The sequence below is a fragment of the Streptomyces sp. NPDC029674 genome, from assembly GCF_044903205.1.
Lineage (GTDB): Bacteria > Actinomycetota > Actinomycetes > Streptomycetales > Streptomycetaceae > Streptomyces.
Genome location: NZ_JBJDPY010000008.1, coordinates 194912 through 208252, shown reverse-complemented (window position 1 = coordinate 208252; position 13341 = coordinate 194912). Strand labels below are relative to the sequence as shown.

At 70.9% G+C, this 13341-nt stretch carries 11 protein-coding genes; 1 reads left to right on the top strand and 10 read right to left on the bottom strand.

Features of this window, described 5'->3' with window-relative positions; genetic code table 11:
* Nucleotides 1–89: 89 nt before the first annotated feature.
* From ACI2L3_RS21000 to ACI2L3_RS20960, 9 genes are all read right to left on the bottom strand, one after another.
* Nucleotides 90–1439 carry a ThuA domain-containing protein gene (locus ACI2L3_RS21000; protein ID WP_404753869.1) on the bottom strand — a complete coding sequence of 450 codons (1350 nt, stop codon included), beginning with the start codon at nucleotides 1437–1439 and terminating at the stop codon, nucleotides 90–92.
* A gap of 16 nt (nucleotides 1440–1455) precedes the next feature.
* On the bottom strand, nucleotides 1456–3933 hold the full coding sequence (locus ACI2L3_RS20995) for a PQQ-dependent sugar dehydrogenase (RefSeq protein ID WP_404753868.1): 2478 nt from the start codon (nucleotides 3931–3933) through the stop codon (nucleotides 1456–1458).
* A gap of 191 nt (nucleotides 3934–4124) precedes the next feature.
* The gene (locus ACI2L3_RS20990) at nucleotides 4125–5129 is read right to left on the bottom strand and encodes a sugar phosphate isomerase/epimerase family protein (RefSeq protein ID WP_404753867.1); all 1005 of its coding nucleotides are present in this window, start codon (nucleotides 5127–5129) and stop codon (nucleotides 4125–4127) included.
* 12 nt (nucleotides 5130–5141) lie between these two features.
* On the bottom strand, nucleotides 5142–6356 hold the full coding sequence (locus ACI2L3_RS20985) for a Gfo/Idh/MocA family protein (protein ID WP_404753866.1): 1215 nt from the start codon (nucleotides 6354–6356) through the stop codon (nucleotides 5142–5144).
* Nucleotides 6357–6404: 48 nt separating this feature from the next.
* On the bottom strand, nucleotides 6405–7445 hold the full coding sequence (locus ACI2L3_RS20980) for a substrate-binding domain-containing protein (protein ID WP_404753865.1): 1041 nt from the start codon (nucleotides 7443–7445) through the stop codon (nucleotides 6405–6407).
* 16 nt (nucleotides 7446–7461) lie between these two features.
* Nucleotides 7462–8481 (bottom strand): ABC transporter permease, encoded by a 1020-nt coding sequence (locus ACI2L3_RS20975; RefSeq protein WP_404753864.1) that lies wholly within the window; start codon nucleotides 8479–8481, stop codon nucleotides 7462–7464.
* Nucleotides 8478–9995, bottom strand: coding sequence for a sugar ABC transporter ATP-binding protein (locus ACI2L3_RS20970; RefSeq protein ID WP_404753863.1), 1518 nt, complete (start codon nucleotides 9993–9995; stop codon nucleotides 8478–8480). Before ACI2L3_RS20970 ends, ACI2L3_RS20975 begins: the two co-directional genes overlap by 4 nt.
* Before the next feature lie 151 nt (nucleotides 9996–10146).
* Entirely contained in the window at nucleotides 10147–11328 is a 1182-nt protein-coding gene (locus ACI2L3_RS20965; RefSeq protein WP_404753862.1) for an ROK family protein, read from the bottom strand.
* A 195-nt stretch (nucleotides 11329–11523) separates the two neighbouring features.
* Complete coding sequence (locus ACI2L3_RS20960; RefSeq protein ID WP_404753861.1) at nucleotides 11524–12117, bottom strand: GNAT family N-acetyltransferase; 594 nt, start codon at nucleotides 12115–12117, stop codon at nucleotides 11524–11526.
* A 54-nt stretch (nucleotides 12118–12171) separates the two neighbouring features.
* On the opposite strand from ACI2L3_RS20960, the gene ACI2L3_RS20955 reads away from it, so the two are divergent.
* Nucleotides 12172–12363 (top strand): hypothetical protein, encoded by a 192-nt coding sequence (locus ACI2L3_RS20955; RefSeq protein WP_404753860.1) that lies wholly within the window; start codon nucleotides 12172–12174, stop codon nucleotides 12361–12363.
* A gap of 5 nt (nucleotides 12364–12368) precedes the next feature.
* On the opposite strand, the gene ACI2L3_RS20950 is transcribed toward ACI2L3_RS20955, so the two are convergent.
* Complete coding sequence (locus ACI2L3_RS20950) at nucleotides 12369–13316, bottom strand: beta-ketoacyl-ACP synthase III (protein ID WP_404753859.1); 948 nt, start codon at nucleotides 13314–13316, stop codon at nucleotides 12369–12371.
* Nucleotides 13317–13341: the final 25 nt, after the last annotated feature.

Below are 13341 nucleotides of genomic sequence, written 5' to 3'. Positions count from 1 at the left end.
CGGGGGCCCTATATGGGTCACCGGGTTCGACGAACGGAGTGCGGTGCAAGACGGCGGGCGGAGGTCCGGCGTCCTCCGCCCGCCGTCGTCTAGCGGCGGGCCGGCAGGTCCTTCACCCGGATGTTCCGGAAGGAGACCTCGTCGGCGTCGCCGTGGTTCTGGATGCCGATGTGGCCTTGGCGCAGGCTTCGCGCCGGATCGGTGTTGGTGAAGTCGTTGATCTTGACTCCGTTGAGGTAGACGCGAAGGCGTTCGCCCTCGACGCGGATCTCGTAGGTGTTCCACTCCCCCGGCGGGTTCAGCGCCTTGTCGCGCCTCTTCAGGTCGGCGGACCGGAAGCCGTAGACGGAGCCCGTGGTCTTCGCGGGGACGTCCGTGGCGTCGATCTGGATCTCGTAGCCGTTGTTCACGGCGGACCAGGGGTCGTCGGAGCGCGGGAAGCCGACGAAGATGCCGGAGTTGTCGTCGCCGCGCATGCGCCAGTCGAGCTTGAGGGAGTACGAGCCGAGTTCGCGCCGGTCGTACCAGAGCATGCCCATGCCACCGACGGTGGTGAGCGTTCCGTCGTCCTCGTCCAGCGCGAGCGAACCCGGGCCGGCCTGTTTCCAGCCCGTCAGCGAGTCCGCCGTTCCGTCGAAGAGCGGGGTGTAGCCCTTCTCGGGCCGGCAGTCGGCCTGGACCGCGCCGACGGCCCAGCGGATGCCGCCCAGCAGGTGCTTGCGGAAGGCCGGTTCGGCGTAGGACTCCTTGGTGTGGCCGCCGCCGGTGTAGAAGGAGCGGCCGCCCTGGTAGTCGCTCTGGCACCAGGCGATGGGGTGGTCGCCCGCCATCGTGCCGCCCGTGTACGACGTCTCGTCGAGGGTGGCGAGGACGCGGGCCTTGTCCCGGGGATTGGCGCGGTAGTTGTACCACTCGTCGGTGCGGTCCCAGGCTCCGGTGCCCAGGTGGGAGGTGGCCGGGTGGGCGTGGTCCTCGGCGTGGACCTTCGCGGGCTGGATCGCGGGGTGGGACTGGAAGTAGGCGCCCGCGAGCCCGCCGTAGAAGGGCCAGTCGTACTCGGTGTCGGCCGCGGCGTGCACGCCGACGTAGGCGCCGCCGTCGCGGATGTACCGCTCGAAAACCCCTTGTTGTTCGGTGTTCAGGACGTCCCCGGTGGTCGACATCCAGATCACGGCGCCGTACTTGGCCAGGTTGGCGGCGGTGAAGGAGGCCGCGTCCTCGGTGGCGTCGACGGCGAAGCCGTTGGCGGCGCCGAGTTCCTTGACGGTCGCGATGCCGGTGGGGATGGAGTCGTGCCGGAAGCCCGCGGTCTTGGAGAAGACCAGGACCCGTTCGCCCGCGCGGTCCGGGCCGGGTTTGGAGGCCGCGGGGCCCGAGACGCACCCGATGAGCAGTGCGGCGGCCGCGGTCGCGGTCATGAGCCGTGCGCGTCTGCGCATGGTGCTCGCCCCTTCCTCAGCCGGAGCTGGTGCTGGTGGTGAAGGTGAAGTCGTCGAGGTCGTAGAGCGCCCCCGAGCCCTTGCCCTTGAAGACCAGGAAGAGCGTCGTGGTCTTCGTCGGCGGCTTGCTGATCGCCGTGCTGACGTCGGCGTACTTCTCCCAGCCACCGGTCGGTGTCACCTTCGCGACGCCGAGCAGCCTGCCGCCGGCCGATCCGCTGCGCACCTCCAGGGTGCCGCCGGAGCCGGCCGATGCGACCCGCGCCGTGAGCTTGGTGGCGTTGCCGAGGATGTAGGGCTTGAAGGAGACCCAGTCGCCGTTGTGGATGTCGCCGACGGTCTTGCCGCCGTGCGCCGGGGTGTGGTTGACGACGGAGACGCCCTTGGCGTCGTTGTAGTGCTCGCCCTGGCGGTGCTTGGGCTGGACGACGTTCTGGTCGTGGGTGGTCAGCGCGGGCTGGCCGTTCGCGCCCTTGTCGGTGTATTCGGCGTCGAAGACCCCGAAGATGTTGGCGTTCGGGTCGTGCTCGCCGTCCGCGGAGGTCTGGATGGTGCCGGAGCAGCCGTTGGCCGAGGTGACCGGGTGGCCGTGGCTGTCGTGGCCGAGGATGTGGGTGACCTTGACCTTGGTGCAGTCGACGGGCCCGTCCTCGGGGTCGGTGACCTTCACCTTGAAGGGCACCTTGTCGCCGAAGGTGAACATCTGGCCGTCACCGGGGAGTTCCAGGGTGACCTTGGGTGCGGTGTTGCCGACGGTGATGTGCGCGCTGGCCGAACCGGTGCGTCCGGTGGAGTCCTTCACGGTCACGGTCGCCGTGTAGACGCCGTTCTTCTTGTACGTGTACGTGGGGTTCTGCCGGGTGGACTTGCCACCGTCGCCGAAGTCCCACGAATAGGTGAGCGTGCCGCCGTCGGCGTCCGTGGCCTTGGCGGTGAACTTCGTGCGCAGGGGGGCCTGGCCGCTGGTCACCGACGCGCTCGCCTCGGCGACCGGGGAGTGGCCGTCGGTGGCGTTCTCGATGCGGAAGAGACCGGAGTTCTCGTCGCCGCCGAACCAGGCGGTGCCGTAGTCGAGGACGTAGAGGGCGCCGTCGGGGCCGAACTCCATGTCCATCACCTGGGTGCCCGTCCAGGGGAAGGGGTTGATGGACTGGACCGTGCCGTCCGAGCCGTGCTCGATGCGCTTGATCCAGCGGCGGCCGAACTCGCCGGCGAAGTAGTCGCCGTCGTACGCCTCCGGGAACTTGACCGGGGAGGTGTTGTCCGCGTCGTAGCGGTAGACGGGTCCGCCCATCGGGGATTCGGAGCCGGTGCCGAACTCGGGGACGGATCCGCCGTCGTAGGGGATCCAGGCCTCCTGCGCGGGCGGCAGCTCGGTGAGGCCGGTGTTGTGGCGCGAGTCGTTCTTGGGGGCCGCGCAGTCGAAGGCCGCGCCGGAGGTGCCGGTGGCGAAGTCGTAGTCGACGTAGGGCTCGTTCTTGCCGACGCAGAAGGGCCAGCCGAAGTTGCCGGGCTTGGTGACGCGGGCGAATTCGACCTGTCCGGCGGGGCCGCGCTTGGGGTCGGCCGCGCCGGCGTCGGGCCCGTAGTCACCGACGTACACGATGCCGGTCGGCTTGTCGACGCTCATGCGGAAGGGGTTGCGGAAGCCCATCGCGTAGATCTCGGGGCGGGTCTTCTCGGTGCCCTTGGCGAAGAGGTTGCCGTCGGGGACCGTGTAGCTGCCGTCGGCGGCGACCTTGATGCGCAGGATCTTGCCGCGCAGGTCGTTGGTGTTTCCGGCGCTGCGCCGGGCGTCGAAGGCGGGGTTGCGGTTCGCCCGCTCGTCGATGGGGGTGAAGCCGTCCGAGGCGAAGGGGTTGGAGTCGTCGCCGGTCGACAGGTAGAGGTTGCCGTCCTTGTCGAAGTCGATGTCGCCGCCGACGTGGCAGCAGGTGCCGCGGGTCGCGGGGACGTCGAGGACCTTCTTCTCGCTGGCGTTGTCCAGGGTGCCGTCGGCCTTCAGGACGAAGCGGGAGAGGCGGTTCACGCCTTCGAACTTCTTGAAGTCCTCGGCCGTTCCGTTCTCCGGGGCGTCGCCCGCGGGGGTGTCGAGCGGCGGCGCGTAATAGAGGTAGATCGCGCGGTTCTCGCTGAACTTCGGGTCTATGGCGACGCCCTGGAGGCCCTCTTCGTCGTGCGTGTAGACCGGTATCTTTCCGGCGATCTTGGTGTTGCCGGCCGCGTCGGTGAGACGGAGCGTGCCATCGCGGGAAGTGTGCAGGACCGAGCGGTCGGGGAGCACGGAGAGCGTCATCGGCTCGCCCGTCTCGGGCTCGCCCTTGGCGAGGGTGACCTGCTGGAAGTCCTCGGCGACGGGGGCGGTGGCCGCGGGCGGGTCCGCCGGGGCGGCGCCGGCCTGCGGTACGGCGAGCGTGAGGGTGGCGCCGGTGAGTACGGTGCCGGTGAGCAGGGCGAGTGTTCTGCGGAGTCTCGGGCGTTTCCTCTGCTGCACGGGGTTCCTCCGGAAGGGGGACGATCGTACGGGGTGTGTGCGCCGTGCGCCGGGGTGCGCCGTCACCCCGGACCATTCATGTCCTGTACACCTCAGGGACGGTAGCTACGTTTGTCCCGGGCGGAAAGCCCTTGTGCAGGACGGAAGTTGAACTTTTTCCTGTCGGTGGACAAACACGATTCGGGTCCTGACTAGTCGGAGCCGCCGAACGCCGCGTCGAAGGACGCGGTCGGCGCCTCGAAGTCGTACGCTTTCAAGCGCTTCAGCGCCTCCGGCGCGCCCTGGAGGCGGTCCATGCCCGCGTCCTCCCACTCCACGGAGATGGGCCCGTCGTACGCGATGGAGCGCAGCATCCGGAAGACGTCCTCCCAGGGCACGTCTCCGTGGCCGGCCGACACGAAGTCCCAGCCGCGTCGCGGGTCGCCCCACGGCAGGTGCGAGCCGAGGCGGCCGTTGCGGCCGTCCAGGCGGCGCCGGGCCTCCTTGCAGTCGACGTGGTAGATGCGGTCACGGAAGTCGTAGAGGAAGCCGACCGGGTCGAGGTCCTGCCACACGAAGTGCGAGGGGTCGAAGTTCAGCCCGAACGCGGGACGGTGGCCGACGGCTTCGAGGGCCTTGTGCGTGGTCCAGTAGTCGTACGCGATCTCCGACGGGTGCACCTCGTGGGCGAACCGCACGCCCTGCGCGTCGAAGACGTCCAGGATGGGGTTCCAGCGCTCGGCGAAGTCCTCGTAGCCGCGCTCGATCATCGACTCGGGGGCCGGCGGGAACATCGCGACGAGGTGCCAGATCGACGAGCCGGTGAAGCCCACGACGGTGTCGACGCCGAAGGCGGCGGCCGCCCGCGCCGTGTCCTTGATCTCGGCGGCGGCCCGCTGCCGCACCCCCTCCGCCTCGCCGTCGCCCCAGATGCGGGCGGGCAGGATCGCCCGGTGCCGCTCGTCGATGATCGCGTCGCAGACGGCCTGGCCGACGAGGTGGTTGGAGATCGCCCAGCACTTCAGCCCGTACTTGTCGAGCAGCGCGTGCCGCCCGTCCAGGTAGGCCGGGTCGGCGAGCGCCTTGTCGACCTCGAAGTGGTCGCCCCAGCAGGCGAGTTCGAGGCCGTCGTAGCCGAAGTCGCGGGCGAGCGCGCAGACCTCTTCGAGCGGCAGGTCGGCCCACTGGCCGGTGAAGAGCGTGAACCTACGGGGCATGACGGGGCCTCCTCAGGCGGGGATCAGCGTGTACACGGAGTTCTTCGCCGCGCTCTCCTCCACCGCGGCGAGCACCCGCTGCACGGACAGGCCGTCGGCGAAGGAGGGTTCGGGCCGCGCCCCGGTGGCGATGGCGTGCAGCAGGTCGCGGGCCTGGTGCACGAAGGTGTGCTCGTAGCCGAGGCCGTGGCCCGGCGGCCACCAGGCGTCCACATACGGGTGTTCGGGCTCGGTGACGAGGATGCGGCGGAAGCCGGACGACGCGGCGGGTTCGGTGTGGTCGTGGAAGGAGAGCTCGTTCAGACGCTCCAGGTCGAAGGCCAACGAGCCGTCGGAGCCGTTGAGTTCGAGCCGCAGCGCGTTCTTGCGGCCGGCCGCGAAGCGCGTCGCCTCGAAGGAGGCGAGGGCGCCGGACGGGAACCGCCCCGTGAAGACCGCCGCGTCGTCGACGGTGACCGTGCCGAGCCGGCTGCCGCCCGCCGCCGTGAGCCCGCTCGACGCGCCCTCCAGGACGGGCCGTTCGCGTACGAAGGTCTCGGTGAGCGCCGACACCCCGGCCACCGGCTCCCCCACCAGGTACTGCGCGAGGTCCACGATGTGCGCCCCGAGGTCGCCGAGCGCCCCGGAGCCCGCCCGGTCCTTGCGCAGCCGCCAGGTGAGCGGGAAGTCCGCGTCGACCAGCCAGTCCTGAAGGTACGTCAGGCGCACGTGGCGCAGCGCGCCGAGGCGTCCTTCGACGACCATCCGGCGGGCGAGCGCGAGCGCGGGCACCCGGCGGTAGTTGAAGCCGACCATGGCCACCTGGCCGCGCGCGCGGGCGCGTTCGGCGGCCTCGGCCATCGCCTCGGCCTCCTCCACGGTGTTCGCGAGAGGCTTCTCGCACAGCACGTGCTTGCCCGCCTCCAGGGCGGCGACGGCGATCTCCGCGTGGCTGTCGCCCGGCGTGCAGATGTCGACGAGGTCGACGTCGTCACGGGCGATCAGGGCGCGCCAGTCGGTCTCGGCGGCGGCCCAGCCGAGCCGGTCGGCGGCGGCGCGCACGGCGTCGCCGTCGCGGCCGCAGACGGCCGAGAGCACCGGCCGCACCGGCAGGTCGAAGACGCGCCCCACGGTGCGCCAGCCCTGGGAGTGGGCGGCGCCCATGAAGGCGTAGCCGACCATGCCCACTCCCAACGCCCGCTTCCCTGACCCGGAATCGGCTCCGGCCTCGGTTTCCGTCTCACGCATGCGGTAATCCTCCTCGTCGACGCTCGGTGGGGGGTGCGGGAGCGCGCATCACTTGAAGCCGGTGGACATGTACCGGCCGACGTTCTCCTTGTCGACGACGGCCGAGTAGCAGGTGACGAAGGACGGGATCTCGAACTCCGCCATGCCGCTGACGCCCTTGCTCTGGCCGAGGGCGCGCGCCAGGTCGATCGCGGACGCGGCCATGGTGGGCGGATAGAGGACGGTGGCCTTCAGGACGCTGTCGTCCTGCTCGATGGCCTGCATCGCGGAGAGCGCGCCCGCGCCGCCCACCATCAGGAAGTCGTCGCGGCCCGCCTGCTTGATGGCGCGCAGGGCGCCCACGCCCTGATCGTCGTCGTGGTTCCACAGGGCGTCGAAGTTCTTCTGGGCCTGGAGGAGCTGGGACATCTTCGACTGTCCCGACTCGACGGTGAAGTCGGCGGCCTGGCGGGCGACCTTCTCGATGCCGGGGTAGTTCTTGAGGGCGTCGTCGAACCCTTTGGTGCGCTGCTTGGTGAGTTCGAGGTTGTCGAGGCCCGCCAGCTCCACGACGCGCGCGTTCTTCTTGTCCTTGAGCTTCTCGCCGATGTAGTGCCCGGCGCTCAGGCCCATGCCGTAGTTGTCGCCGCCGATCCAGCAGCGGTAGGCCTGCGGAGTGGCGAAGACGCGGTCGAGGTTGACGACGGGGATGCCCGCCTTCATGGCCTTGAGGCCGACCTGGGTGAGCGCCTTGCCGTCGGCGGGCAGGATGACCAGGACGTCGACCTTCTTGTTGATCAGCGTCTCGACCTGGCCGATCTGGGCCGCGGTGTCGTTCGAGCCCTCGGTGGCCTCCAGCGTGACGTCCGAATACTTCTCGGCCCGCTTCTTGGCGTTGTCGTTGATGGCGTTGAGCCAGCCGTGGTCGGCCTGGGGGCCCGCGAAGCCGATGGTGACCTTCTTGCCCGGCTTGTCGTCGGCGACCTCCTGTGCCGTGTCCTCGGACTCGTCGTCCTTGGGCTCGTTGCTGGTGCACCCCGTGATCAGGGCTCCGGTGGACAGGGCGGCGGCTCCGAAGAGGAGCCCTCTGCGGCTCGTGTTCGTTGGCATGGGTGAACCCCTCAGCTCAGGAAGTGGTGGCCGTACGTCGTTGGACGAGCACCGCGGCGACGATGATCGCGCCCTTGGCGATCTGCTGGGTCGCGGTCTCCAGGTTGTTGAGCGCGAAGATGTTCTGGATCGTGATGAAGATCAGCACGCCGAGCACGGAGCCGGTGATCGTGCCGCGGCCGCCGCTGAGCAGGGTGCCGCCGATGATCGCCGCCGCGATGGCGTCGAGTTCGTACAGGTTGCCGTTGGTGTTCTGGCCCGAGCCGGAGAGGACGATCAGCAGGAAGGCCGCGATGCCGCAGCACAGGCCGGAGAGCAGATACAGATAGAGCCGCTGCCTGCGGACGTCGATGCCGGCAAGGCGGGCCGCCTCCGCGTTGCCGCCGACCGCGACCGAGCGCCGCCCGAAGGTCGTGCGGTTCAGGAGCAGCCAGCCGACGACGGTGACGGCGGCGAAGACGAGGACCAGCGGCGGGATGCCGAGGATGTACGACTCGCGGAGGCCGAGGTCCAGCACGCTGTCGACGGTGACCATTTGGGTCTTGCCGTCGGTGATCTGCAGGGCGAGGCCGCGGCCCGCGGCCAGCATGGCGAGGGTGGCGATGAACGGCACCATCCCGCCGTACGCGATGAGCAGGCCGTTCACCAGGCCGCAGCCCAGGCCGACGATCACGGCCGTGAAGAGGATGCCCGCGAACCCGTACTCCTGGGTGGCGACCGTTGTCGCCCACACCGAGGCGAGCGCGACGATCGCGCCGACCGACAGGTCGATGCCGCCGGAGATGATCACGAACGTCATGCCGACGGTGACCACGCCGATGACGGAGGCCTGGGTGAGGATCAGCTGGACGTTGTCGGTGTCGAGGAACGAGTCGGGCTGGGTGATGCCGCCGATCGCGATCAGCACGGCGAGGACGCCGAGCAGCGACAGCGTGCGCACGTCGGCGCGGGCCACCGTGGCGCGCCACGGGCTGCCGCCGTCGGCGGGGGCGCTCTTGCGGGTGGCGGCCTCGGCCGCCGGGGCTGGCTGGGTCATGCCGCCGGGCTCCCTTCAAGGACGAGGTCGAGTACGCGGTGTTCATCGAGGTCACGGGCGGACGCGGTGTGTACGACGCGGCCCTCGCGGACCACCAGGACGCGGTCGGCGAGGCCGAGCACTTCGGGCACCTCACTGGAGACGAGGAGCACGGCGAGGCCCTCGTCGGCGAGCCGGCGGATCACCGCGTACAGCTCGGCGCGGGCGCCGACGTCGACGCCCCGGGTCGGTTCGTCGAGCAGCAGGACGCGGCAGCCGCGCAGCAGCCAGCGGGCCAGGACGGCCTTCTGCTGGTTGCCGCCGGACAGGGTGCGCACGGGTGCGGAGGGTTCGTCGGGGCGCAGCGACAGCTCGCGCGTCGCGGCGCGCGCGGCCTCGCGTTCGGCGCCGCGGTCGAGCCAGCCGCCGTGCGAGAAGCGGGACATGGAGGAGACCGACACGTTGCGGGTGACGGACTCCAGCATGAGCAGGGCCTGCGCCTTGCGTTCCTCCGGGGCGAGGCCGAGCCCCGCGCGGACGGCGGCCCGGACGCTGCCGGGCCGCAACTCCTGCCCTGCGATGGTCACTTGGCCCGTGCTGGGTTTGCGGGCGCCGTAGATGGTCTCCAGGATCTCGGAGCGGCCCGAGCCGACGAGTCCGGCGAGGCCCACGATCTCGCCGGGGCGCAGGTCGAGGTCGAGTGGCTCGAACTCGCCGCGCCGGGAGAGGCCGCGCACGGTGAGCACGGGCTCTCCGGCGGGTCTTCCGATGGGCCGGTCCGGGAAGACGTACTCGACGTTGCGGCCCGTCATGAGCGCCACGACGTCCTTCGTCGGGGTGGATTCCGCGGGGAGTCCGCCCGCGACGGCGCGCCCGTCCTTGAGGACGGTGACGCGGTCGCCGATGCGGCGGATCTCTTCCAGGCGGTGGGAGATGTAGACGACGGCGACACCGTCCGCCGTGAGGTCGCCGACGATGCGGAAGAGGTTGTCGACCTCGTCGGGGTCGAGGGCGGCGGACGGCTCGTCCATGACGATGAGGCGCACCTCGTGGGAGAGCGCGCGGGCCATCGAGACGATCTGCTGCTGGGCGGCGGAGAGGTCGCCCACGAGCCGCCCCGGGTCGATCTCGCCGTGCCCAAGTCGCCTGAGCAGCGCGGCTGTTGATTCCTTCGCCGCCCGGCCGCGCACCACGAATCCGGCGGCGGTCGGCTCGTGCCCGAGGTGGACGTTCTCCGCGACGGAGAGGCCTTCCACCAGGTCGAGTTCCTGGTAGATGGTGGCGATGCCGAGCCGCATGGCGGCGATCGGCGAGCGGAGCGTGACGCGCTCGCCGCGCCAGGTGATCTCGCCGCCGTCGGGCTGGTGGGCGCCCGCGAGGACCTTGATGAGGGTGGACTTCCCGGCGCCGTTCTGGCCGAGGAGGCAGTGCACCTCCCCGGCCTGGACCTGGAGGTCGACGCCGTCGAGGGCACGGACCCCGGGGAACGACTTGGTGATGCCGGACATCGTGAGCAGTGGTGGTTCTGGTGCCATGACGGTTCCCCTCGGCGGCGGCCGCAGCAGGGCAGGACGGATTCAGGGCAGGGCGGAGCGAGGACTGGGCGAGCGGGTGAAAAGTAGCTGGGCAGGGCGGGGCAGGGCGCTGTGCCGGACGAGGACTGGGTGGCGCTGCGTTCCGTACGTATCAGGCCGGTGAGAACAGGTGGTCGCTGATGAGCCGGGCGCCGCCGATGACTCCGGCGGTGGGCCCCAACTCCCCCAGGACGATGGGGAGGTTGCCGGTCGCCAGGGGCAGCGACTGGCGGTAGACCTGGGTGCGGATCGCGGCGAGCAGCGTGTGGCCGAGGCCGGTCACGCCGCCGCCGATCACCACGAGGCCGGGGTTGAAGAAGCTGACGAGGCTCGCGATGACCTGGCCGGTGCGGTTGCCGCCCTCGCGGATGAGGTCGAGGGCGGTGGCGTCACCCGCGGCGGCGGCCGCCGCGACGTCGACGGCGCTGAGCCGTCCCGCCTCGTCGAGCCGCGTGGCGAGCTCCGCCGAGAGCCCCTCCCTGGCCGCCTCCTCGGCGTCGCGGGCGAGCGCCGCGCCGCTGAAGTAGGCCTCCAGGCAGCCCTTGTTGCCGCAGGCGCAGGGGCGTCCGTCCGGTTCGGACTGGATGTGGCCGATGTCGCCGGCGCTGCCCGTCGTACCGCGGTAGACCTCACCGCCGACGACGATGCCGCAGCCGATGCCCGTGCCGATCTTGACGCAGAGGAAGTCGCCCACGGAGCGTGCGACGCCCGCGTGCTGCTCCCCCATCGCCATGAGGTTCACGTCGTTGTCGACCATGACGGGGCAGCCGAGGTCCTGGCTGAGGGCCTCCCGGACGGGGAAGCCGTCCCACCCCGGCATGATCGGCGGGGCGACCGGCACGCCCTCCGGGAAGCGGACAGGACCGGGGACGCCGATGCCGGCGCCGTCGAACCCCTCCGCGAGCCCGGAGGCCTTCAGCTTGGCCGCCATGGCGAGGACCTGCTCGAAGACCGCGACCGGGCCTTCGCGCACGTCCATGGGCTGGTTGATGTGGCCGAGGACCTCCAGCTCGGCGTTGGTCACCGCGACGTCGACCGAGGTCGCGCCGATGTCCACGCCGAGGAAGCGGAGGGCCGGGGCCAGGCGGATGTTGTGGGAGCGGCGGCCGCCGCGCGAGGCGGCGAGACCATCGGCCACCACGAGTCCGGTCTCCAGGAGCCGGTCGACCTCCACGGCGAGTTTGGACCGCGAGAGGTCGACCTGATCGCCCAGCTGGGCGCGGGAGTTGGGTCCTCCGTCACGCAACAGGCGCAGCAGCCGTGCCTGGTGCGCATTGGCGGGTCGAGCCGTCATACGTCTCACGCGCCCCTCCCCGCCTCATCGGGCTTCCCATGCCGTTGCCTTGGGGCTCACCGAACGGTCGCCTTCGGGCTTCCTTCAAGCTTTCGAGGGGAACGTAGCAGTGCCTGCCGGGGCTGGGAAGAAGTTGAGCGCGAATTACCCATGACTTTCTCCAGTCACAGGACAAAGGAGCGTACGGCCGTGCGCTCAGGCCGGCTTCCGGAGCATGCACCACGTGCGGGGGCCGTGGTCCGGGAGCGGAACCTCGGCCGTGACGGCGAAACCGAGCCGCTCGTAGAACGCCACATTCCGCTCGGTGGACGTCTCCAGGAAACATGGGGAGCCCGCGCGGTCGGCGGCCTCCAGACCGGGCGCGAGCACCGCGCCGCCGAGGCCCTTGCCCTGCTCGTCCGGGTCGACGCCGACCGTGGCGAGGAACCACGCGGGGTACTGGGGGCGGTGCGGAAGGAGCGCGCGGTCCGCCGACTCGAACCAGGGCGCGCGGTCGCCCGCGAGTTCCCCGATGAGCGGACCGACCGCGGCGAAGCCCGGCGCCGGGTCGCGGTCCGGCGTGGTCCACACGGCCACGGCACGGCCGGCGTTCGCGACCCAGACGCGCCCGTACACCATTCCGATACGGGTCAGGAAGAGTTCCTGGAAGCGACGGACCCGCTCCTCGTGGCCGTCGGCGGCGACGACGTGGCGCGTGAAGGGGTAGTCCGCGAAGGCGCGGGCGAGGGTGTGCACGGCCACCGGCACGTCCTGCTCGATCAAGGGGCGTATGCGGTGGTCCGTACTCATGTCTCTTCTCCCTGTCCCGTCGGCCGGTGCCCTACCTCTGTGGAAGGTCACCCCATGTCGGACACCCTGCCCCAGAACGAACCGCACGCCCACCTGATTGATCTGGTCCCCTTCGCCGCGCACCTCGGCATCGCCTTGGCGGAGGCCGGACCCGACCGCGTCGAGGTGTACGACGACGAAGGGCGCCTCGTGGGTCGGACGACGCAGACACAGGCGGTGCTCAGCCCGCCGACTCCATCACCTTGACGGCCTCACGGGCAGCGCACGACCTGTCCCGCGTACGAGAGGTTGCCGCCGAAGCCGAAGAGCAGGACCGGGTCCCCGGTGCCGACCTCGCCGCGCTCCACCAGCTTGGAGAGCGCCATCGGGATGCTCGCCGCCGAGGTGTTCCCGGAGTCGACGACATCGCGTGCGATCACGGCGTTCACGGCGCCGATGCGATCGGCGAGCGGCTCGATGATCCGGAGGTTGGCCTGGTGCAGGACGACCGCGGCGAGGTCGGCCGGGGTCAGCCCGGCCCGCTCGCAGGCCGCGCGGGCGAGCGGCGGCAGCTGGGTCGTCGCCCAGCGGTAGACGCTCTGGCCCTCCTGGGCGAAGCGCGGCGGCGTGCCCTCGATGCGGACGGCGTTGCCCATCTCGGGCACCGAGCCCCACAGCACGGGGCCGATGCCGGGCTCCTCGCCGGGCCCGCACGCCTCGACGACGGCCGCGCCCGCGCCGTCGCCGGTCAGTACGCAGGTGGTGCGGTCCGTCCAGTCGGTGATCTCGGACATCTTGTCCGCGCCGATGACCAGGGCACGGGTCGCGGCCCCGGCCCGCAGGGTGTGGTCGGCGGTGGCGAGGGCGTGGGTGAAGCCCGCGCACACGACGTTGAGGTCCAGGGCGGCAGGGCCGGGGACACCGAGCCGCGCGGCGACGCGTGCCGCCATGTTCGGCGAGCGGTCGATGGCCGTGGAGGTGGCGACCAGGACGAGGTCGATCGCGTCGGGGGTCAGACCCGCGGCGGCCAGGGCCTTGCCGCCGGCGTGCGCGGCCAGCTCGTCGACCGGCTCCTCCGGGCCCGCGATGTGGCGGGTGCGGATGCCCACCCGGGACCGGATCCACTCGTCGCTGGTGTCGACCATGCTCGCCAGCTCCTCATTGGTGAGGATCCTGGCGGGCTGATAGTGGCCGACAGCGGCGATGCGTGAGCCGTGCATGTACGGGTCCCCCTTGTTGCCGAAG

Excerpts from the sequence above, each read along its gene's own strand:
- ACI2L3_RS21000 (WP_404753869.1), bottom strand. The coding sequence starts at position 1,439 with ATGCGCAGACGCGCACGGCTCATGACCGCGACCGCGGCCGCCGCACTG.
- ACI2L3_RS20990 (WP_404753867.1), bottom strand. The coding sequence starts at position 5,129 with ATGCCCCGTAGGTTCACGCTCTTCACCGGCCAGTGGGCCGACCTGCCG.
- ACI2L3_RS20985 (WP_404753866.1), bottom strand. The coding sequence starts at position 6,356 with ATGCGTGAGACGGAAACCGAGGCCGGAGCCGATTCCGGGTCAGGGAAG.
- ACI2L3_RS20980 (WP_404753865.1), bottom strand. The coding sequence starts at position 7,445 with ATGCCAACGAACACGAGCCGCAGAGGGCTCCTCTTCGGAGCCGCCGCC.
- ACI2L3_RS20975 (WP_404753864.1), bottom strand. The coding sequence starts at position 8,481 with ATGACCCAGCCAGCCCCGGCGGCCGAGGCCGCCACCCGCAAGAGCGCC.
- ACI2L3_RS20970 (WP_404753863.1), bottom strand. The coding sequence starts at position 9,995 with ATGGCACCAGAACCACCACTGCTCACGATGTCCGGCATCACCAAGTCG.
- ACI2L3_RS20965 (WP_404753862.1), bottom strand. The coding sequence starts at position 11,328 with ATGACGGCTCGACCCGCCAATGCGCACCAGGCACGGCTGCTGCGCCTG.
- ACI2L3_RS20960 (WP_404753861.1), bottom strand. The coding sequence starts at position 12,117 with ATGAGTACGGACCACCGCATACGCCCCTTGATCGAGCAGGACGTGCCG.
- ACI2L3_RS20955 (WP_404753860.1), top strand. The coding sequence starts at position 12,172 with ATGTCGGACACCCTGCCCCAGAACGAACCGCACGCCCACCTGATTGAT.
- ACI2L3_RS20950 (WP_404753859.1), bottom strand. The coding sequence starts at position 13,316 with ATGCACGGCTCACGCATCGCCGCTGTCGGCCACTATCAGCCCGCCAGG.